The sequence below is a fragment of the Methanohalophilus profundi genome (assembly GCF_004137855.1).
Lineage (GTDB): Archaea > Halobacteriota > Methanosarcinia > Methanosarcinales > Methanosarcinaceae > Methanohalophilus > Methanohalophilus profundi.
This window is the reverse complement of the sequence record NZ_QBKB01000002.1, coordinates 1,201,444-1,222,064: the sequence shown is the minus strand read 5'-3', so window position 1 is coordinate 1,222,064 and position 20,621 is coordinate 1,201,444. Positions and strand designations below refer to the sequence as shown.

The window sequence follows — 20,621 nt, the reverse complement described above, 5'->3', positions numbered from 1 at the left end:
CGGGGACCCCTCAGTGTTTTGTGTGTGGTCGTTGTTACAAAATCAGCATATGGCACCGGACTTGGATGTTCACCGGCCGCAATGAGGCCTGCGATATGAGCAACATCCGCAAGCAGGTATGCATCCACTGAATCCGCGATTTCACGGAATCGTTTGAAGTCGATCGTGCGGGAATATGCAGAAGCACCGGTCACTATCATGCGGGGTTTTTCCTTTTTTGCCATTTCTTCAAGGGCATCATAATCCAGCTCTTCAGTTTCCTCTGCTACTCCGTAGGGTACAATATCATAAAGTTTACCTGAAAAACTTACAGGACTTCCGTGGGAGAGGTGACCTCCGTGGGAGAGGTCCATTGCCATTATCCTGTCACCTGGATTGAGGACGGAAAAATAAACAGCCATATTGGCACCTGAACCTGAATGCGGCTGGACGTTCACATGCTCGGCACCAAAAATTTCCTTGGCCCTTTCAATCGCCAAATCCTCTGCAATATCAACAAAGTCACAGCCTCCGTAGTACCTCTTACCGGAGTAGCCTTCTGCATACTTGTTGGTCATAATGGAACCCTGAGCTTCCATTACCGCCCTGCTTGTGTAATTCTCTGATGCTATAAGGTTGAGTTTATAGTCCTGTCTTTCGGCCTCGAGCTCCATTGCTCTGGCAATATCGGGATCTGTTTCTGAAATATAAGACATATTGTTCCTCCTTGTATCTTTGAATTTATGAGATGATTATAATATATGTACACGTCTTCCTTTTACGTCCAGTCTTCCTTCGGCAAACAACTTAACTGCTTCGGGGAAAATAATATGTTCCTGTGCAAGTATTCTTTCAGAAAGGGAATCTTCCGTATCCGAATCAAGTACAGGTACGCTTTTTTGTAGAATAATTGGGCCGGAATCCATCCCTTCGTCAACAAAATGTACAGTGCAACCTGCAATTTTTACACCATAGTCCAGCGCCTGTTTCTGAGCATGCAGACCTTTAAAAGAAGGCAAAAGGGCAGGATGGATATTCATTATCCTGTTACTGTATGCCTTTATCACATTGGAACCCAGAATTCGCATGAAACCGGCAAGTAAAAGCACATCCGTACTGAATTTTGCAAGAACGTCCAGTAGTGCATTCTCAAAATGTTCTTTGGGTTCATAAGCAGCTGGGTCGATAAAAACAGCATTTATGCCGTGATTCATAGCCCTTTCAAGACCATAAGAGTCCTTTTTATCACTTATAACCACACTGATACAGGCATTTGGGATATAACCACTTTCCACATTATCAATAATTGACTGTAGATTAGAGCCCCTGCCGGATATCAGGACTGCAATATTGAGAGTCATTGCCCATCCTAAGGGAATTGCCATATATTATAGTTTTGGAAAAAACAATCCAAAAATCAATAATCAACAGTCGCACTGGCCCTTTCACTAATAAGATCATCCAGTTCCTCTGAATCCGAAAGGGAATCCAGTTCCTTTCTTTCAATCAGGACTGTGTGTTCTACCGATGTAATTTTACTCTCTCCTTCAATGATATAAACAGATCTTGTACGTGTGATGGTAGATATATTGCTCATCAAATGAGCTCGCTTTATCATCGCATTGCTGTATTTACTTACCCCGGTAAGGAAAGTAGTGGAACAGTCCCTGGAAACTGCATTAAAAGGTGCCTGGGATATTGAAAGTACATCATAACCTAGCCCGTAAATGAAACTCAGGATACCATCTGTAGGAGGGCGCAAGGTGCCATTTTCATCGGGTTCCTGACGGGCACTGTGAAACGGACCCAAAATATCGATGGATTTTGCAAGCGCCACATCAAGCAACTCTTCCAGTTCGAGTACAACATCAATGGAAGCATCCATGCAGCCTTCTTCATATTTACTGATGGTACGCCGGGATAGCCCCAGATGCGATGCCAGGGAACCAATGGACATCGAAAGTTGACTTCTGGCATCCCGCAGCACATCACCATCAATGGAAACATAGAGACCTCCGGGAGCCGCTGAAATCAGAGGAGGTAGGCCTTCTACAAAATAATCATAAAGGGTCTGGACATTAAGGGCAGGAATCTCATACCGGACATAGACTACGCTATCTTCAAGCATCTGATCACGCGTTTTTGCCCCAATCAGCATCGGAGTACCACCGAGATATCCTGCCAATGCTTTCATTTCAGATGCTGTTTCTTCATTCAGGCTATCAATATTATATAATGCCTTACAGAAAAGAAGTACACCATCCTGCCTTGCTGCCAGATCAAAACTACGAGGTCTAATGTTACAGCGGCTAGATACAGTAAAATTACTCTTTTCCAGTACATCAATGATTTGATGTATTAGAGTGTCTTTTGTCATGACAAACTATAATGTCCTTGCACATCTATATAAATATATCTACCCACAAATGCATGATTCGAAAAAACATGATTATAAGCTTTGATGATACAGATTCCCGCAGTCTTGGGATGTGCACCACATACCTTGGTGCCCTATTGATGGATGAACTTAAAGCGTATGGCAAGCCCGCCGGCCTGCCCCTACTTATAAGGTTGAATCCTACCATACCCTTCAAAACAAGGGGAAATGCTGCAGTTGCGATCAAAATAGAAACATCTGAACCTGAAAAAGTCAAACAACATGTAATACAGAGAATAGAAGAACTGGCACAGATGGAGGATGAAAATACAAATCCAGGTGTGGTCTTTCTAGAAAATAACAATGATGAAGTTAAAAATGCCCTGGCCGCCTTTTCAAACGGGCTGTGCAACACGTAATTACCATCCAGGAAGCAAAAGCCCTCATTGAAAAATACGAACTTGATGCCAGAGGATACAAAAACAGCCGTGGTCTGATAGGAGCACTGGCTGCCTGCGGTGCCATGCTGGAAGAAGAGTGGGACCACACTTATGAATACCTCTCCTACAGGCAGAGAGAAGCATGGGGTACACAGCGATTTGTAAATGAAAATAGTGTTATCCGGGCAGATGATGCCACCTATCCCCATACATGGGACAACCGTGATATTGCAAACAATCTGGTGGTCTGCATACCTCATTCGCCAGACCCTGTCCTTTATGGCATTCGGGGAAAGACGCCCGAATACATCTCCCATGCCGCCTCCATGATAGAGGGAGAAGTTACCGAGAGACATGCAATCTATAAGACAAATCAGGGAACCGATATGCATCTGATTCCAGCAGAAAGTATCAGAAACCTGCAGGACATGGAATCATATATAATCCAGGGATTGTGGCTTCAACTCCCCGCACAATCGAAGGAGGGCATACACTATTCCTTTTCAGGGACAAAGAGGGAGAAGAAATGGAATGTGCCGCTTTTGAACCCACAAAAAACTTCCGTGAACTTATTCGCAAACTTATCCCGGGAGATCATATAACACTACACGGAAGTGTCAAGAATAAGACATTGAATATTGAAAAAATTGATGTGAGAGGACTTGTGGAAAAATATAAGAATGTAAATCCCCTCTGCCCAGAATGTGAAAAGAGTATGAAATCTGCCGGGAATGGACAGGGATATCGATGCAGGCGTTGCAAAACACGAGCAGACACAACCATAAGATCCAAAGTTGAAAGGGGAATAAAAACCGGAATATATGAGGTGCCCCCCTGTGCCCGCAGGCATCTTTCAATGCCTCTTATCCGGAAAGAAGGAAAGGATATTCACCCTTCAAGATAATTTCAGGTTCTTATATATGCAAGGTCTGCTACAGGAGGCAGCATTCGTTTGTGCATATTGGAATCGACACGCTGGAGAAGTTTGTCCAGCTCGCCATCAGAGACACCACATTCTAAAGCCACTTCTCCGGCCCCCTCACCTGCAAGCATTTTCATCAGGATGCTGTCGATTGTAGCATAGGAATGCCCCAATTCATTTTCATCTGTCTGGCCTTCCCAGAGAGCGGCTGATGGGGATTTGTCAATGATTCCGGCGGGAACACCTGCCATTTTTGCCATTTGGAACACTTCAGTTTTATAGAGGTCCCCGATTGGTTCGAGATCCACCCCGCCGTCGCCGTACTTGGTATAATAACCTAACAAGATTTCGGTCTTGTTGCCGGTACCTGCCACAAGTCTGCTGCCAAGATTGGCATAATAGTAAAGAATGGACATCCTGATCCGGGCTTTCAGATTGCCGTTGACGTATTTGTTAGCGGGATCAGAACCAGGCATATTTGCCAGATATGTTTGAACAATTCCCCCAATATCAATGGTCCTGAATTCAATCCCGAGTCCATTGGCCACCGCGGTTGCATCCAGTACATCTTCCGGCGGTGTGACATTCAGTTCAGGCAGATGCAGCCCCAGTACATTCTCAGCACCAAGTGCTTCCACTGCCAGATGCGTCACAAGTGCAGAATCCACTCCACCGCTGATACCTACAACACAACCCGTTACACCGGCATCCTCACATTTCTCGCGAATGAAATCCACTATTTTTTCCTTTGCTTGCAGAATGTCCATTTATATCCACCTGAGGTGGCATTATTTGGACGGATTGTATTAATACATTTACACCGGAAGGAATGAGGTTTAAGTAAAATAAATTACATTTGAAAAAAAGGTCTCATTGTCCTCAAGAACTTCAATTCTAAACATAAGAAAGAAATCCATGAGATTAATATTGGCGAAGATGGGCTGGAAATTAAAGGAATCTTGCCCCTTACCGACATAATATCCTGAAGAGGCGGGCTTAATTTTAATATTCCTTTAACATATCTAGCCTCATGAAAATATACATAGCAGACACCGGCGTTTTCATCAATAGAAAGGGCAGGGAGCGCCAGCTTGTTACAGTACCCGCAGTAATCGATGAAACGAAGGCAAAATACACAAGCATGGAAATGTTGATCGCCCTTGAAACCGGGGCAAAGGTTGAGCAACCAGATCCTGTATTCAGGAAAAAAATCCTGGACAAGGCAGAAGGTACAGGCGATCTTGAAGAACTTTCCGGGACCGATATCGATGTGCTGGCAAAAGCTCTGGAATATGGGAAAAATGCTGTCCTCATGACAGATGATTATGCTGTGCAGAATGTGGCAAGCATGATTGGTATAAAGGTAGAACCCATATCCCAATCCAGAATAAAGGACAAAATAATCTGGGGGAAAAATGCACCGGCTGCATGAAAAGATTTGACAATGGTGAAGAATGCCCTATCTGTGGGTCCCCCCTCAAGAAAATACGTAAAAGAAAGATATAATATTATAGAGGATGTATAGGAAAACAAATAGCATAAAACAGCATGTGGGGATAAAATGAAGAATATAGAAGAACTTGTACAAAAAGCAGTCGAACTGCAATCCAATGGTCTTGTTACCGGCCAGATCGCAAATGAACTTAATGTATCCAGGGATACTGTCACATGGCTTCTCATGCGGGGTAAAAGAGGTGCTGAAGCCCCTGCACCCAAGGACATTTCTGTCAACTGGAGTGCCATAGGTAAAAGCTCTTTCCGCCTGCGTTATATTTCACAGGCCCTGTGTGACATGGTGCTCGAATCTCTTGACAAGAATGACCAGATGGTAGATATGGTAGTGGGAATCGGATTAAGCGGTGTACCCATGGCCACCATGATTGCCGAGGAATTGGGTGTCGAATTTTCCATATTCCACGGTTATGACAGCCAGAAAGAGAGGAATCAAAACACAGGAATTTTTAGCAGAAATTTCGGGGATGTTGAAGGAAAAAACTGCATTATTGTAGATGATGTGGTCTCATCTGGCTCAACGATTACCGATGTAATTGAACAGATAAAGAAAAGCGGGTCCAAGCCAGTTGCAATTGCAGTCATTATTGACAAGAAAAATTCGGAAACAATCAGCGGAGTCCCTGTGAACTCACTTATCAAACTGGCAAGGGTGGATTGAAGGAGATATTAAATCTCCGTATCCACTTCATACTGACCTATTTTTTCCACAAGTTTGGAGAGTACCTTTTTTCGCATCCCTCCCACGAACTTGATACTTCCGACAACAAGATGGCCACCGCCATTCACTCCTCCACCGACAATTTCCTCATGGAGCTGCCTGACAATTTCAGGAATATTCATCTTAACCCCACGGGACCGTATGACTGCAAAGTCCGGTCCATAACCGATGGTAACAATTGGTTTGCCTTCATTTTTCCTGCAAATCCTGTCATGAACTTCCCCGGAGGTCTTACCCGGTGCAGGGAATGTGAATTTGTGAGCATAGTTCTCCACATCAAGCACATTCATAATAGCACCGTTGGGCAGTTGCTGTGATTTGACATTGGGCATACATGCCTCAAGTTGCTCATCCATCATAGCTCTTGCCTGCTCACACAGCAGATCTACAAGTTGTTTATGCCTGGCGGAGTCACCAAAATTGAGAAGATCGTTTACAATTCCCCTTCCACTGTTGAATTTCAACCAGTAGGCTTCAAAATCAAGGGCAAGGGCGACATCCTGCAAATTTTCCAGGGAATACCTGGAAGAAACGAGATCAATATACTGATAAGCCTCATCGGCCTCAGAACGATCACCCACAGCAGCAATTGCAGGGAGGTGTTGTATCTGTTCTGTGACGTCAGGATTAATCATCCGTGCAACCTCTGTGGAAAGCATACCGGCAGTCTGGCCAAAATCCCCTCCCACATGAGCGGGATTAACATGGGCCAACAAATAATCATCAACGACCTTATCAGGATGGTGATGATCCACAACCACCATATCAAGACCATATATCAATGCCTGTCTCATCGCGGGTACATCTTCCTCAGTGGAACCATTATCCACCATCACAACAAGAGGCAGTTTCTGGTCATGCCTATCCGCATCTTCAAGAGCAAAGGAAATATCCTTGGTCACATCCATTATCTCATAAAAAGGAGCTTTTGAAGGAGAACGTTTGTAGAAATAGTATTCTCCATCCTGGCCGTTGACTTCACGAATAAGAGGCAGGATTGCCTTTTCAATGGCCACACCGGCTGTCATGCCATCAGCATCAGCATGATGGCGCAGCAATATCGGGCGGGACCTGAGAATTGCTTTTTTGATAATCCGGGCAACATCTTTCATTGCAGGACGCAGATCTTCCAGAACCTGACTTTTGACAAGGAATTCTATATCATAAGGTTCCGCCCTCTGGTCAAGTATACGGTCTATGCGTTCCCTGACAGTCTTCCCTCTTTCATCTTTGAGCTGTTTCATGCTCTTGACTTCAAGCTGCAGGTCCTCTCCCCTGAGGTTGACCTCACCTGTAAGAGAGACCACCATATCCGAATCAATGTCCGGATATGCCCGCTCCCCTGCACTTTCAAAGGCTGCACAGGGAATTACGCCGCCTTCATCAGAAATTACAAAAATGGTGGGACCACCTGTTTGTTTGACCTGGAGCACCTCTCCTTCAATACGCACAAGCTTACCCACATAATCCTTCAATTCAGACGAGATACGCACCGGCATTTCCTTTTCAACTTCTACGACCTTATGCTCACCAACACTTCGTGGTAGCAGGTCCATTTTCCCGTCAGAACGGATCTCATTTATCTCTACGATCAGCCGTTCCCGGGGTTCAAGCTTGGCCTTTATGTTGCTTGAATGAATCAACCCGCGCAGATTGGAATTCAGGTTCACAAAGGCCCCGAATGATGCCAGGTTGTTTACCTCTGCATGATAATATTTACCTACGGAAAGCTCATTCATGTCACAGGAGTCGTCCAGCATATGGACAACCTTTACCTCATTGCATGATTTGCATATCTCGCGTCCGTCTATCAGGTGGTCGATGGATTTGCCGCATAGGTCACAGCTATAAAGAAATCCTTCTCCTCCGCAGGAAGGACATGGGTCCTTTACTTCAACTTCCCCACTGCCACCGCATTTTTCACATACGGAACTACCTTTGAGGAAGCTGTTTACATCTTTTTCTGAAAGTTCCATAAGATTCATTGATTTTGGTTTCCCGGAGCCCTTACATTCAGGACATTTCTGTATAGAGGATTCACGGGCACCAGTTCCGCCACATTCACTGCATTTTTCTTTCATTGTATCTGTGTTGCTGATTGACCTGCTTGTTTATGTAGATTGCTGCAAAGAGAGGATACTATTTGACAGGTTTTAATTGTCCACTTGCAGAGAATTACAGTAGTAATATCCACCTGTCCCACCATCCCACCAATAACTTTTAGAAGTATTGTTTGCAAAGTATCATAAAGGGAGAGTTTAGCATGGTAGAACAATATATAATTCCTGCATTAATCGTATTAGTAATAATCCTGTCCCAATCCATCAAAGTGGTAAAGGAGTATGAGCGAGTGGTCATCTTCAGGCTGGGCAGATTTAGTGGAGTCAAGGGACCGGGTGTATTTTTCATAATTCCTATTGTCGATACTGCGGTCAAGGTAGACCTGCGTATCGTAACAATAGATGTCCCGAAACAGGCAGTTATCACCTATGATAACGTTACAGTGGCGGTGGATGCAGTCATCTACTACAAAGTCCTCAAACCCGAATCAGCAGTTACAGAAGTTGAGGATTACAAGTATGCAACCTCAATGCTGGCACAAACAACCCTGCGTGATGTAGTTGGCCGAATTGAACTTGATGAAGTGCTTTCTGGAAGAGAGAAGGTCAATAAGGACATACAGGAGATACTGGATGCTTCAACCGATCCATGGGGAATAAAAGTCACCTCGGTCACCCTGAGGGATGTGAGTGTTGATGAAAAGATGCTCAGGGCTATTGCCCAGCAGGCTGAGGCCGAGCGTGAGAAACGGTCCCGTATTATCCTTTCAGACGGGGAGTACAAGGCTGCCCAGAAAATGCTTGACGCCGCCAGACTCTATCAGGAAGTACCCACCACGATAAAACTGAGGGAGTTGCAGACAATAGCCGAGGTTGCCCGGGAAGGCAACACGATTGTAGTCACCAACACATCTAACAGTGGAGATATCGCGGCCCTGACCGAAGCATTCACTTCAAAGAACAAATAAGGAGGAGCCATGAGGGCAAAGGCCCTTTTCCTATTTCTTTTTGCATTTTTACTATTGACATCAGCCGCATCAAATGCAAGCTGTGAAAAAGTACTGGTACTGGAGATATCAGATTCCATCACACCGGTATCCGATGATATGGTTAACAATGCACTTGCAATTGCTGAAACTGAAGATTATGAAGCACTGATAATTACCCTGAATACCCCGGGAGGAGGTCTGCAGGAAACCCTCAACATAATAGAGAGCATTGATGCCTCACCTGTGCCTGTAATCGGCTACGTTTATCCAGAAGGAACAAAAGCATGGTCTGCCGGTACACTGATCCTTATCAGCACCGATATAGCTGCCATGGCACCATTCACTGTGATTGGTTCGGCCCAGCCTGTACAGGCATCCCCTGCCGGTGGATCAGAGCCCATCAATGATTCCAAGATAATAAATGCCATCGTTGCCCTGTCCAAGGAAAAAGCAAGCAAGCATGACAGGAATGTGACCGCTGCGGAGTTATTCATCACTGAAAATCTCAATCTAAACGCAGAGGAAGCAAGAAACAGCAATGTTGTCGAGTATATAGCAGAAGATATCCCCGAGCTGCTTGAACAGGTGGACGGAGAAACTATCAAAAACAGGCAACTCAATACCTCGGGAGCAGATATTTCCAATTATGAGCCAGGCCTGAACCTGTACCTTATGAACATAATATCCAATCCCATTATATCTTCCCTGTTGTTGATGATAGGCATTTATGCCATTGTCCTGGGAATTTCCAGTCCAGGCGCAGGTGCGGAAATATTCGGTGCCATACTAATCAGCCTGGGATTAATAGGTATGGGATTCGATGTCAATATAGCATCACTGTTTCTTATTGGCCTGGGGGTGGTCCTGCTTATTCTCGAATTGCAGCGCCGGGATTTGGCATATTCGGTATTGCAGGAATAGTGTGCCTGATAGCAGGCAGTATATTCCTGATACCCATGGATTTCCCTCGCTGGTATACACCTGCAGACGTACAGAGGAGTATGATGTTCTATATTGTTATACCCACAATAATAATCGGACTATTCTTTGCCTTTGCAATATACAAAGTGGTACAGGCCAAGGGACGCAAGCCAATTATTGGTGAAGAAATGAGCGGTGAAATTGCCGAAGCGATAGATCCTATATCCGAAGGGAACCCGGGTTACGTGCGATATAGCGGAGAATACTGGAAAGCACGCTCCGAAGACACCATCGACCGGGAAGAAAAAGTGGAAATACTGGAAAAGGACGGGCCTGTACTCATTGTCCGTAAGTTTAAGGGGAAGTAATCACTGCTTCCCCAGCATCTCCACTATACGTCTCTTTTTGGATATCGCCTCATGGGCCGCCCTATCAACCGCTTTGCTCATTGCCTCGAAATCATCGGGAGTTGTATCTCCGACCATCTTCTTAATTGGTGTGTAGGCAGATTCACGGAAGCGTGGCGTGAAGTCGCGGCGCTGCCCGTCAATCACAAGCTCGCCACCTTGACCTTTTTCAACATAACCAACTGTTGCAATATCGACACCTGCATTTTGAACGGTTTCAAGAATTTCCTGCTCATGTTCAGGGGGGACTATCAAGAGGAGGGAATCCAGGGATACACCCAGATAATCTATATTGAGACCTTCAAGCATACCTAAGACCCGGGGATTTACAAGCCCACGCATATTTTCCTCTTCAAAGACGAGCTTGACTCCTGCAGTCCTTGAAATTTCCTTGGCATCACCGCGTACCCCTCCGTTGGTAACATCGGTCATGGCATGTACTTTTTTATCCAGGTCCTTTTCAAGGAGTGCCTCACATGCCTGGAGGAACTTGATATTGATGGTCTCATCCACCACATCATGCATCCCGTAATAGAGAGCGGTTGTGGAGATAGTTCCGCCGCCTGCACCTTCTGTCATGAGAATCACATCCCCTATTTCGGCCCTCTCCCTTGCAGTCATCGCGGAAGCAACTCCCACAGCACCGACACCACCGGTCATTCGATCTCCGATTACCATATCCCCTCCAATACGCAGGGTACTTCCGGTCACGAGAGGGATGTCTGTAAGTTCCGATACCGCGGTGATACCTGCGACATGGTCGAAGATCTTTGCCACATCCCCGTCATCGGCCACATGGATATCCGAAAGCAGGGCAAGGGGCCTGGAACCCATTACATAAACATCCCTTAAAGAGGCCCTGGCCACATGGAAACCTGCAAGGAAAGGAAAATCACTCAATCTGGAGTGGATGCCATCGATTGTGACTATGAGATAATCCCCTCCTTCCATCTGTACAGCTCCGGAATCATCCAGATGGGTGCTGTCTACTGCAGCTTTGGTGCTGCCTATTACCTCGGCAATTTTTTCATGGGCATAGAAATCGCCGGTGCCTCTGGAACCCACACCGAATTGGCCCATTGTTACGCCTGAAGTGATAGGAGATAGCACGTCCCCTTTTACATCCATAGTTGCCCTGGCTTCTTCAACTGCTGCTTTAGCCAGCGCAATAGCATGTTGTCTGTCGGTGTCCTTTATTTCCATTATACGATCTGCAAGTTTATCGGCAATTCCCTCTTCTCCACGAAGCAGGGCATGCCTGGCATAGCCTTCAATATCCATGATTAATCCTCAGCACATTTTAACAAAATTACTCAATATCCTCAACCCAACTTCACCGCTTTTCTCCGGATGAAACTGGGTTCCTATTACATTACCCCTCTCGTTAACAACAGATGCCGCAAATTCCACACCATATTCACATGAGGCAAGAGTATGATCATCATCAGTACTCACATAATAGGAATGCACAAAATAGACATAGGAATCATCCTCGATGCCCTCATAGATAGGATGTTGCTGTGTTATATGAAGAGAATTCCATCCCATATGTGGAACTTTAAGTTTACTATGGGGAAAACGAACAACGTTACCGGGAATGAAACCCAGCCCATCACGCATACCTCCTTCCTCGGAATTTGTCATAAGCATCTGGTGACCCAGACAAATTCCAAGCAGGGGTTTACCTGATTCGACATAATCATAAAGAATATCCAGGAAAGGCTCAATGTTGCGCATGGCATCACTGAACGCCCCTACACCGGGCAGCACGACCCCATCACTGTTCTCGATGTCTTCCGGGTCTATAGAGATATTTACAGAAGCTTTGGCATGTTCCAGCCCTTTCTGGACACTCCTGAGATTGCCAAGGCCATAATCAATGATGGTTATTTGTTTCATGTCAGATAAAAAAAGGGTTTTGATACATCAATGTATCGAACAATGCTCACCAGCATAAACCCTCATACTCCACATCCTCCAGTTCTTCAGGATCTAGAAGATAGCGCCCATCGATCAGGAGTTTCCTATCCATCGAATCAAATTCAGTGTTAAGCTTTCTGAATTCGTCCCATTCAGTCATTAGCAGACAGGCCTGTGCACCCTCAAGAGCTTCCTGTGCACTGGATGCATAGGTGATGTCGGGGAAGACCTTTTTCATGTTATCAGAGGCAAGGGGATCATAGGCATGGATATCCGCCTTTTTTTCCAGCAATTTCCTGATAACGGGAATCGAGCGGGACCCACGTATATCATCGGTGTCGTTCTTGAAAGCCAGACCCAGCACGGCAATCCTTTTATCTTTGATCTCCGGTAGCTTGTCTTCGAGAATCTCAACCATCTGGAGAGGTTGCAGTTCATTTACTTCAATTACTGATTCCAGCAGGGAAGGATAATAATCCAGATCCTTTGCACTTCCAATCAGGGCACGGACATCCTTGGGGAAACATGAGCCACCAAAACCCGCCCCACTATTCAAGAAAGCCGGATTGATACGGAAATCCCTGCCTACAGCATCCATTACCTGATAGGTATCAATACCCAGGCGTTTACAGATGTTGCCCACCTCATTGGCAAAAGATATCTTGGTGGCCAGAAAAGCATTATTCACGTACTTGATCATCTCTGCTGTACGTATATTTACGCTGGTAACCTCACAATCAATATCCCTGTAAAGACCCGATACGAGGGAATCGGAACGTCTGTCAAGGGAGCCTACCACTATTTTATCGGGATTCAGGAAATCATGAACCGCACGGCCTTCACGCAGGAATTCAGGGTTCATAGCAAGCCCAAGAGTGTCCCCCGCCTTACGTCCGGAATAGTCCTCCAGAATGGAACGAACTACCCCTTCTGTTGTACCGGGTACAACCGTACTTTTCACCACCACGGTATGATAAGCATTTTTGGAAGCAATTGATTCCCCAAGACTCTTACTTGCAGCAGCGACTATCGAAAGGTCAATCTCACCGTTATCTGAGGAAGGTGTTCCCACACAAATAAAAGATATATCCGAGTTCTGTATAGCATAATCATAATCAGAAGTGGCAATCAGGCGTTTGCCCACATGCCTGTTCATAAGATCTTCCAGCCCCTATTCCCATACAGGAGGATAACCATCGTTGAGTTGCCTTACCCTTTCTTCATCAATATCTATACAGATGACTTCGTGACCCAGTTCGGCAAAACAGGCTGCTGTAACCGAACCCACATAACCTGAACCTATAATAGAGACTTTCATAACAATAACTCCTGGCTGTGTAAATTGTTGACAATTATATATTAGGATGATGGTTTGCCGGGTAAAAAAGACACGAAGGAAAATCAGAATAAAGGGATTTGGTGATATCAAAAAGGGATATGTAACCCCGAAGGGTTAAACACCGTATATTCAGAAATCGATAACAATTGAATTTACAATATTTTTATTAATACAGGGTAACCTTCATCGATTCCATCAACAATCTCATCGGCAATCGGAGAACCTTTACGCACCTTGATATCCCCGTGTCTGCTTACGGTTGCAGTGAAAAGATATTGCTCACCGACAAAAACCTCCACATCAGTCTTGGCCAGCTCCGGAGCTGAAAGGACAACGTGTTTCTTCGTATGTTCGACAACGGGCCTGACCTCCATAGGGGCTTCTTTTTCGGACTGACCGTCAAACTGGCGTACATCGATATGTACCCCCAGCATTTTTTCAATGCGGTCGATCACAGAACCTCCCTTTCCTATTACCTTTGGGACATCATGTTCAAAAACTCGTACAACAGCCTTACTATCATTTACCATTTCCACTTCTACCGGACCACTGACATAATTTTCCACAACTTCCCGGATTTCGCCTTCGGCCAGATTCCAGGCAGGTTTCTTGAATTCCAGGGCAACAGGCATCACAACTACCTGCTCACCATAGGTGTAAATCTCATATTCCACTTTGCCTGTTTCAAAATCCGACACCGTGATTACTGGTCTTGCAAGATCAGCTTCGGTCATACCAGAAGGAACCTTTACGGTGAAATCCAGTATCTGGACCTTTGCAACTTCCCCTTTTTCGATAAAGACAACCGTATCCACTACCTGCGGAATCACGCCCAGCTCAACCCTTCCTATCAAACGCTGTACGGCATCTACTGCCCTGTTGGCATGTACTACACCGACCATGCCCACACCAGCAAGCCTCATGTCGGCAAAAATACCGAAATCCCGGCTTTTTCTTACCTCATCATAAATCGTATAATCTGGCCTCACTAGCAAGAGGACATCTGCCGTATTGGCCATATCATCGTCCAGCGGGGCATACTGGGTAATCTCACGGGGGACCTGAAGATCCCGGGGGGATTCCATAGTCTTTACAACATAACCACTTTCATGCAAATATATAGCAAGTCCGGCTGCAAAAGTTGACTTACCCGCACCGGGAGGTCCTGAGATCAGGACGCCTCTCTGCATATCCACACGTTCCTTAAGCTGCTCACTGAGCCTGTATTCATCGAATTTCACAGAGGCTACTGGACGCACAGCTGTAATTTCAATATCATCCGAGAATGGTGTCTGGGAGATAGCGATCCTCATATTGCGAATCTGCAGAACGGAAGCTCCTCCCGTAGACATTTCAATGAAAGATTCATTGTCAGCCCGGGCTCTCTCCAGAAGTTCTCTGGACATCTGATGCAGTTCACCATAGCTGCAGGGTTCATCACGGATTTTTTCAAATCTCACATCCCCGATACTGCCTCTTTTGGCCATCGGGGATACTTTGTTTTTCAGGTGTACCGACATCGTGTCATCAGTGAAGAATTTCTCTATGTGCAGAGGAATAAACTCAGCCGATGGTGGATGAATGTACTCCACCTCCAGCCCCCTGGCACGACCAAAGTCCGCCTGGAGCCTGTCCCCCGTAACAAAAAGCGCACCAAAATCCTCTGCAGTTGATCGTATGAGGGCATCTATTTCCCCTCCCTTTGCAAGCTGCACCTGCTCAAGGTTGGGGCGCTCTCCCACAAAATCAAGCTCTATAAGACCTTCCTGTTCAAGCTGGTTAAGCTGGTTAAGCTCTTCCAACCCTTTTTGCCCGATCTCAAGCCCCCTGTTTGCTTGGGCTTCCAATTCGGCCACCACAGCTTCGGGGATCAAAATCTTTGCTCCCCTGTACTCTCCCTCCTTCACCTTTTGGGAAATGCGGCCATCTATAACTACGCTTGTATCGGGTACGATCTTCAGGGCTTTAGGATTATCCATAATTATTGCTATGATACGAAGATATTTAATTTAATTGCATCATGAGTATGGATCAGTAGACATCGTCAGGATCGAAGACCTTTTTACCCACTATATCTCCAGTAATATTCCTGTAAAAGCACGACCTATAACCCACATGGCATGCCCCCCCATCTTGTCTTACTTTCAGAAGCAGGGTATCCATATCACAATCCACAAGGATGTCCTTTACATATTGAATGTGCCCCGAACTCTCCCCTTTTTTCCACAACTTCCCACGACTGCGGCTCCAGTAGTGTGCAATACCGCTATCAAGGGTTTTTTCAAGGGATTCGCGATTCATGTATGCAAACATCAATACGTCCCCGTTCTCATAATCCTGCACAATTGCCGGAATCAGGTCATCTTTGAATTTCAGGTCATCTATAGCTATCATCGAATCACTGTAAATAAAACTATAACTATAAAAACTAAGAGGAAGCAATATATAAAAAGATTGGAGATTTAAATTTATAATTGATATCACGGTGAATACATGGATTACGCTTTCGATGAAAATAGGGCACAAAAAGTACGTACAGGAATACTGGGACTTGATGTGCAGCTGGGTGGAGGGGTGCCCCGGGGAAGTACGATTCTTTTACTTGCAGAACCCGGAGCCAACTCGGAAATATTTGCCCAGCAGTTTGCATATGGGGGACTAACTGATGAGGAAAACGTCTATTACTTGACATCAGAACAACCAGTTTCCGAAATTGTCTCTGAAATGAAAAATTTTGGATGGGACATAGATGATTACATTGAAAGCGGAACTATGAATTTTGTAGACGCCTATAGCCTACGCTTTTATAATGTTCTCCCTATATCATATTCAGAATCCCTTTCTGCGAAGGATTTCATAAAACAAAATACTGATCCTATGAATCTTCTCAAGGCAACTGCTACACAAGAGAGAAATGAAAAATACAGGGGAATTATAGATTCCATATCTTATTTCCTGCGAGCTTACGAGCTTAATAATGTAGTAGATACAATCGAGATAATATCATCTGTAGGAAAAGCTACAGGTGCCGTCCATTTGATAACAATGACCGCTGGCATGCATGACAATATAGTTGAAAATAATCTGAAAAATGTCTGTGACGGTGTCATTGAATTCAGAATGCGGGAAAGGGGAAGCGAGATAGAAAGATCCATATTGATTCGCAAGATGAGAGGTATGATCCCCTTAAACCGGACGATTCCCTACAATGTAACCGATAAGGGAATTGAGCTTGAAACTACTACCAGGGTACTTTAAAATTGATAATTCAAATTGGTGGAAAAATGAAACAAAACGTTACACAAATATTGAAGGACATTTTCACATCATCTGGATACAGGATAGTGGACTCCAGTATCGCGGACTTAATCGCAGAAAAAGATGAAAAAAAAATGTACATAAAATTCAGCAATCTTCTGAATACATCATATATTGAAGATTTTGCATACAACATCCGCGACGGAGCCGGCCTTATAGTAGCAACAGGAAATGCCTCTGAGGAACAAATTGAATTTGCAAAGCAAAAGGGGGTTATTGTGTGGGACAGGGAAGAACTTGCATACCAGATCGGTAACGCTGTGCTGGCAGACATCGAGGGAGAAAGTATTGAACTGGGAGGACAAAGTGCCCCTGTCGAAAAAGCCACGGAAGAATATATCATTGCTGATGACAAGAAAAAGAAAACAAACCTGTTTGCCGGCAACAAAAAAGAAGGGGAAAATAGAGCAATTGAAAGCAAGCCGAAGGTGAAATCTGACGTTGAGACAATCCCCTCAGTGGAAAGCAAGGTGATCGACTTGCGCAGTGCCCCTGTAAATATTACCGGTGAGCGTGCAATATCAATTGCAAAGCCACATCAAAGGGATGTCACAAATGCGGCACTCAAGTTTGTACCTTTGTGGAAATATACTTATGAGATTCAGGCACAGAGACAATTCCGCTCCAAGATAATAGACATAGAAGGTGAAGGAGAGGGATACTATAACTCAATGAATGAAGTTTTTGAGGATTTTGACCTGCCTGCGATAAGTAAACAGATAGAGGTAGAAGTCAGTGATTATGAAGTCAAGGCCCCAATCATTGCAAAAGAAGATGCCACCAAAGCCATCTATGAAAAAATAATTGACCAGTACACCCGGGACATCAAATTCGATAACACTATAGGTGAAGCTATAATTTCCGAACACAAACGGATTTCTCCTTCCAAAAAAGAGATTGAGATGAAAATTGAGATGGTGTATTTGCCCGTATGGGAAGCTAAGGGTAAAAGGAATTCGGTAGAAATAAACGCTACTAATGGGGAAGTATTGTTAAATCCGGTCGATAACGATGTGGAAATAATGTGAATTGTTCCTATTGGAGCGAACAATATATATAGGAAAAATTTATATATATAACCCATTGCTAAAGGGAACCATCGCGAACCCTTAAGGAGAGAATACATGATAGAGATAACAGAAAAGGCAGCAACAGAACTTAGATCCCTGATGGAATCAGAAGACAAAAAAGACCACGCATTGAGGATTTTTGTCGCAGGGATGGGTTGCAGTGGTGTACAGTATGGTATGGCACTTGACAATGAAACCAAAGAAGATGATGTTACTGTCACCGACAAGGAAATCAAGATCGTGATGGCAAATGACATCAATGAAGAACTTTCCGAAGCTACAGTCGACTTCATAGAAACCCCTCAAGGAAATGGATTTGTCATCGACAATCCCAGTGAAATGAGTGGATGCGGTTCATGCGGCGGCGGTTGCCACTAAGTTATATATAACTGCAGATAATAGACATCATCCTTTAGAAGGAGATATTATATATGATTCCAGGAATGGGCGGCAAGGGTATGAACCCCAAAAAGATGAAGCAGATGATGAAACAGATGGGAATTAGTGTAGATGAGATTTCCGATGTGGAGCAAGTAATCATCCGTACCCCTGACAAAGATATTGTTTTCAATGATGCAAACGTAAGCATAATGAATGCACAGGGGGTCGACACATACCAGATCGTTGGCACTCCTGAGGAAGTAGCAAGGGAAGATGAAATCCCCGAGGATGATGTCAGGCTTGTCACCGAACAGACAGGTGTGTCTGAAGATAAAGCAAAAGAAGCTCTCAAAAATGCCAACGGTGACTTGGCCGAAGCGATTATGCAACTGTCCTCCTGAAAAAGGAGGGCAGTCTTCCGATTTTAAGATTTTTCAAGCTCTTTTTCCTTAAGGATCATATGATACTCCCCTATTGAGTATTGAGAATAAAAAGCTCTTTTTACAACTTCACTTAGTGAAGGATGTATGTCCATTGAATGTACAAGCGGATGGGTCTGGGGACCATCCACATACATCAAGGGAATTACCTGATGTATAAGTACCGAGGCCTGAGGCCCTATAATGTGGATTCCAAGGATCTGTTGAGAATTGTCCTCAATTATCACTTTCACGAAATAATCATGCAAATCCATGGCAAGGCCTTTACCTGTATTTTCGAATTCTTCAAAACCAATAGAAATGCTTTCTTCACCGAAAGATTCGATTGCTTCTTCTTCACTTAAACCTGCACCTGCTATCTCAGGCCAGGAAAATACAGCATGGGGTACGGCATGATAACTCACCTTTACGTCCTGTCTGAGAACAGCATTCTGGAATACAACAGTTGATTCATAGTTCCCGACATGTTTGAAAAGCTGCTGTCCGTTACAGTCCCCGAAAGCCCAGACATTCTTACAGGTTGTTTCAAGATTTTCATTAACTTTAATCCAGCCTTTTTCATCAGTACTGACATTCCCTTTATCAGGATGCAGAATGTCGGAATTGGAGGTTCTGCCTGCAGCCAACAGGATTTGTTCAGCTTCAATGCTGATTTCAGCACCTTCATTATTTATTGCATTAACTTTTTCATACCCTTATTTTCCTCTACACTGACAACCCTGTAGCCAGTATGGATGTCTAAATATTGCTCCATCTCCCTTTTTGCAAGAATGGATATTTCGGGCTCTTCCTGTTGTAGAACCCTCGGGCCGTTGCCAATAACAGTGACCTTGCAACCCATGGCAGAAAAGAAGTGTCCGTATTCAGCTGCTATATAACCCGCTCCCACAATTACAAGACTTTCAGGGAGAGATTCCAGATTCAGCACTTCATCACTTGTAAGATATGTAACACCATCCAGCCCTTCAATCGGTGGCACGAAAGGCTTTGAACCTGTGCAGAGAAAAATCATTGGGGCTTTGAGAGTCTCAGCCCCGATCTTCAGGGTATACGGTGCAATAAACCGGGCAACTCCATCATAATAATCCAGCACATCATCAGATTCCAGCCCTTCACGTATCATGGAAATGTCTGATTGAATGGCATTTCTCATTCGGTCCATTATAGATTTGAAATCAATATCTTCAATTTTTGTAGAGATACCAAATCTCTGTGCTGACTTTATTTCACGTACAAGTTCAGCCGGATACAAAGTATCTTTGAAGGAATGCACCCCCTTGTTAAACATATACCACCGGGTTCATCCTTATCGACAACAGCAATTTTCATTTCCGGATTTTGCTGGAGAATGGACCCCACATAATTCATACCCGAGCCAGTACCTATGATAATCAGGTCATATTCTTTCATATTATACCCCATCCAGACATTATATCCAATCACAATTATAGATAATGGTGAAAGTTACACAATAAAACCTACTGGATAGGCAACAGATCCTACCTGCATTACTGCAAGTTCAGTTTATTCATTTCCTCAGAAGATATAGAAACTATTTTATGGACATAATCTTTCATCTCATTCAACAGGCCACTATCTGCATTATAAACAAAAATAATTGATGATATTGTCACTAAACTCCCCCGTAGTATAAAGACAGGTCTATGTACAATATATCTTTACTGCCCAGTTAGTGTCCGCTCAACGTCAGGCTGTTATAAAAGTTAAAATATGGCATTGATTTCACTAGTGAGTTAATAATAGCAGGAAAGACATTGTAGATTAATAATAATTAAGTGTCAATAAGTTGAGTCAGCAGCGATGC

The 20,621-nt window shown here is 44.3% G+C and carries 24 protein-coding genes and 2 pseudogenes; 12 read left to right on the top strand and 14 right to left on the bottom strand.

Going from position 1 to position 20,621, the window contains the following annotated elements:
- The 3 genes from glyA to C9889_RS06385 all read right to left on the bottom strand — a co-directional run.
- The coding region (gene glyA / locus C9889_RS06395) for a serine hydroxymethyltransferase (protein ID WP_164999345.1) at positions 1 to 695 on the bottom strand (695 nt) is incomplete at its 3' end.
- Between the two features lie 36 nt (positions 696 to 731).
- Positions 732 to 1,340 carry a phosphoribosylglycinamide formyltransferase gene (gene purN, locus C9889_RS06390; RefSeq protein WP_129599465.1) on the bottom strand — a complete coding sequence of 203 codons (609 nt, stop codon included), beginning with the start codon at positions 1,338 to 1,340 and terminating at the stop codon, positions 732 to 734.
- 56 nt (positions 1,341 to 1,396) lie between these two features.
- Entirely contained in the window at positions 1,397 to 2,356 is a 960-nt protein-coding gene (locus C9889_RS06385) for a transcriptional regulator (protein ID WP_129598063.1), read from the bottom strand.
- A 53-nt stretch (positions 2,357 to 2,409) separates the two neighbouring features.
- Here C9889_RS06385 and C9889_RS11260 point away from each other — a divergent pair, with 53 nt between their 5' ends.
- Genes C9889_RS11260 through C9889_RS11250 form a run of 3 tightly spaced genes read left to right on the top strand, consistent with a single transcriptional unit; the run spans position 2,410 to position 3,700 of the window.
- Positions 2,410 to 2,775, top strand: a complete 366-nt coding sequence (locus C9889_RS11260; protein ID WP_318531550.1) for a tRNA(Ile)(2)-agmatinylcytidine synthase — start codon at positions 2,410 to 2,412, stop codon at positions 2,773 to 2,775.
- On the top strand, positions 2,763 to 3,398 hold the full coding sequence (locus C9889_RS11255) for a TiaS agmantine-binding domain-containing protein (RefSeq protein WP_318531549.1): 636 nt from the start codon (positions 2,763 to 2,765) through the stop codon (positions 3,396 to 3,398). Before C9889_RS11260 ends, C9889_RS11255 begins: the two co-directional genes overlap by 13 nt.
- On the top strand, positions 3,323 to 3,700 hold the full coding sequence (locus C9889_RS11250; protein ID WP_318531548.1) for a single stranded DNA-binding domain-containing protein: 378 nt from the start codon (positions 3,323 to 3,325) through the stop codon (positions 3,698 to 3,700). The genes C9889_RS11255 and C9889_RS11250 overlap by 76 nt, the downstream gene beginning before the upstream one ends.
- 2 nt (positions 3,701 to 3,702) lie before the next feature.
- Here the strand turns inward: C9889_RS11250 and C9889_RS06375 are convergent, their stop codons facing one another.
- Positions 3,703 to 4,485: an NAD+ synthase gene (locus C9889_RS06375; protein ID WP_129598062.1), complete on the bottom strand. Its 783-nt coding sequence runs from the start codon at positions 4,483 to 4,485 to the stop codon at positions 3,703 to 3,705.
- A gap of 263 nt (positions 4,486 to 4,748) precedes the next feature.
- On the opposite strand from C9889_RS06375, the gene C9889_RS06370 reads away from it, so the two are divergent.
- Complete coding sequence (locus C9889_RS06370; protein WP_318531547.1) at positions 4,749 to 5,150, top strand: NOB1 family endonuclease; 402 nt, start codon at positions 4,749 to 4,751, stop codon at positions 5,148 to 5,150.
- A 129-nt stretch (positions 5,151 to 5,279) separates the two neighbouring features.
- On the top strand, positions 5,280 to 5,891 hold the full coding sequence (locus C9889_RS06365) for an orotate phosphoribosyltransferase-like protein (RefSeq protein WP_129598061.1): 612 nt from the start codon (positions 5,280 to 5,282) through the stop codon (positions 5,889 to 5,891).
- A gap of 8 nt (positions 5,892 to 5,899) precedes the next feature.
- Here C9889_RS06365 and C9889_RS06360 read toward each other — a convergent pair whose 3' ends face one another.
- The gene (locus C9889_RS06360; protein WP_129598060.1) at positions 5,900 to 8,032 is read right to left on the bottom strand and encodes a DHH family phosphoesterase; all 2,133 of its coding nucleotides are present in this window, start codon (positions 8,030 to 8,032) and stop codon (positions 5,900 to 5,902) included.
- Positions 8,033 to 8,214: 182 nt separating this feature from the next.
- On the opposite strand from C9889_RS06360, the gene C9889_RS06355 reads away from it, so the two are divergent.
- The 3 genes and pseudogenes from C9889_RS06355 to C9889_RS11245 all read left to right on the top strand — a co-directional run bounded on the left by C9889_RS06355 (position 8,215) and on the right by C9889_RS11245 (position 10,289).
- On the top strand, positions 8,215 to 8,979 hold the full coding sequence (locus tag C9889_RS06355) for a slipin family protein (RefSeq protein WP_129598059.1): 765 nt from the start codon (positions 8,215 to 8,217) through the stop codon (positions 8,977 to 8,979).
- A gap of 9 nt (positions 8,980 to 8,988) precedes the next feature.
- A pseudogene (locus C9889_RS06350) lies at positions 8,989 to 10,004 on the top strand (NfeD family protein); the annotation flags it as partial.
- Positions 10,002 to 10,289: an NfeD family protein gene (locus C9889_RS11245; RefSeq protein ID WP_449405485.1), complete on the top strand. Its 288-nt coding sequence runs from the start codon at positions 10,002 to 10,004 to the stop codon at positions 10,287 to 10,289. The pseudogene C9889_RS06350 and the gene C9889_RS11245, both read left to right, overlap by 3 nt.
- On the opposite strand, the gene C9889_RS06345 is transcribed toward C9889_RS11245, so the two are convergent.
- From C9889_RS06345 to hisI, 5 genes and pseudogenes are all read right to left on the bottom strand, one after another.
- Positions 10,290 to 11,609, bottom strand: coding sequence for an AIR synthase-related protein (locus tag C9889_RS06345; protein WP_129598058.1), 1,320 nt, complete (start codon positions 11,607 to 11,609; stop codon positions 10,290 to 10,292).
- Between the two features lie 9 nt (positions 11,610 to 11,618).
- Positions 11,619 to 12,227, bottom strand: coding sequence for an imidazole glycerol phosphate synthase subunit HisH (gene hisH, locus C9889_RS06340; protein WP_129598057.1), 609 nt, complete (start codon positions 12,225 to 12,227; stop codon positions 11,619 to 11,621).
- A 46-nt stretch (positions 12,228 to 12,273) separates the two neighbouring features.
- Positions 12,274 to 13,677, bottom strand: a pseudogene (locus C9889_RS06335) (UDP-glucose dehydrogenase family protein).
- A 62-nt stretch (positions 13,678 to 13,739) separates the two neighbouring features.
- A complete protein-coding gene (locus C9889_RS06330) occupies positions 13,740 to 15,566 on the bottom strand; it encodes a PINc/VapC family ATPase (protein WP_129598056.1) in 1,827 nt (608 codons plus the stop codon).
- A 52-nt stretch (positions 15,567 to 15,618) separates the two neighbouring features.
- The gene (hisI, locus tag C9889_RS06325; RefSeq protein WP_129598055.1) at positions 15,619 to 15,981 is read right to left on the bottom strand and encodes a phosphoribosyl-AMP cyclohydrolase; all 363 of its coding nucleotides are present in this window, start codon (positions 15,979 to 15,981) and stop codon (positions 15,619 to 15,621) included.
- A gap of 99 nt (positions 15,982 to 16,080) precedes the next feature.
- On the opposite strand from hisI, the gene C9889_RS06320 reads away from it, so the two are divergent.
- The 4 genes from C9889_RS06320 (at position 16,081) to C9889_RS06305 (ending at position 18,757) form a co-directional block, all read left to right on the top strand.
- On the top strand, positions 16,081 to 16,845 hold the full coding sequence (locus C9889_RS06320) for an RAD55 family ATPase (RefSeq protein WP_129598054.1): 765 nt from the start codon (positions 16,081 to 16,083) through the stop codon (positions 16,843 to 16,845).
- Positions 16,846 to 16,871: 26 nt separating this feature from the next.
- The gene (locus tag C9889_RS06315; RefSeq protein ID WP_129598053.1) at positions 16,872 to 17,933 is read left to right on the top strand and encodes a hypothetical protein; all 1,062 of its coding nucleotides are present in this window, start codon (positions 16,872 to 16,874) and stop codon (positions 17,931 to 17,933) included.
- 96 nt (positions 17,934 to 18,029) lie between these two features.
- Positions 18,030 to 18,353, top strand: a complete 324-nt coding sequence (locus tag C9889_RS06310) for a HesB/IscA family protein (RefSeq protein WP_129598052.1) — start codon at positions 18,030 to 18,032, stop codon at positions 18,351 to 18,353.
- A 53-nt stretch (positions 18,354 to 18,406) separates the two neighbouring features.
- On the top strand, positions 18,407 to 18,757 hold the full coding sequence (locus C9889_RS06305) for a nascent polypeptide-associated complex protein (RefSeq protein ID WP_129598051.1): 351 nt from the start codon (positions 18,407 to 18,409) through the stop codon (positions 18,755 to 18,757).
- A gap of 23 nt (positions 18,758 to 18,780) precedes the next feature.
- Here the strand turns inward: C9889_RS06305 and C9889_RS11240 are convergent, their stop codons facing one another.
- The 4 genes from C9889_RS11240 to C9889_RS10795 all read right to left on the bottom strand — a co-directional run bounded on the left by C9889_RS11240 (position 18,781) and on the right by C9889_RS10795 (position 20,430).
- A complete protein-coding gene (locus C9889_RS11240) occupies positions 18,781 to 19,422 on the bottom strand; it encodes an FAD-dependent oxidoreductase (RefSeq protein WP_318531544.1) in 642 nt (213 codons plus the stop codon).
- Between the two features lie 44 nt (positions 19,423 to 19,466).
- Entirely contained in the window at positions 19,467 to 19,949 is a 483-nt protein-coding gene (locus C9889_RS11235; protein WP_318531543.1) for an FAD-dependent oxidoreductase, read from the bottom strand.
- Positions 19,950 to 20,017: 68 nt separating this feature from the next.
- Positions 20,018 to 20,206: a hypothetical protein gene (locus C9889_RS11230; RefSeq protein WP_318531542.1), complete on the bottom strand. Its 189-nt coding sequence runs from the start codon at positions 20,204 to 20,206 to the stop codon at positions 20,018 to 20,020.
- 98 nt (positions 20,207 to 20,304) lie between these two features.
- Positions 20,305 to 20,430 (bottom strand): hypothetical protein, encoded by a 126-nt coding sequence (locus tag C9889_RS10795; RefSeq protein ID WP_263853986.1) that lies wholly within the window; start codon positions 20,428 to 20,430, stop codon positions 20,305 to 20,307.
- Between the last annotated feature and the right edge of the window lie 191 nt (positions 20,431 to 20,621).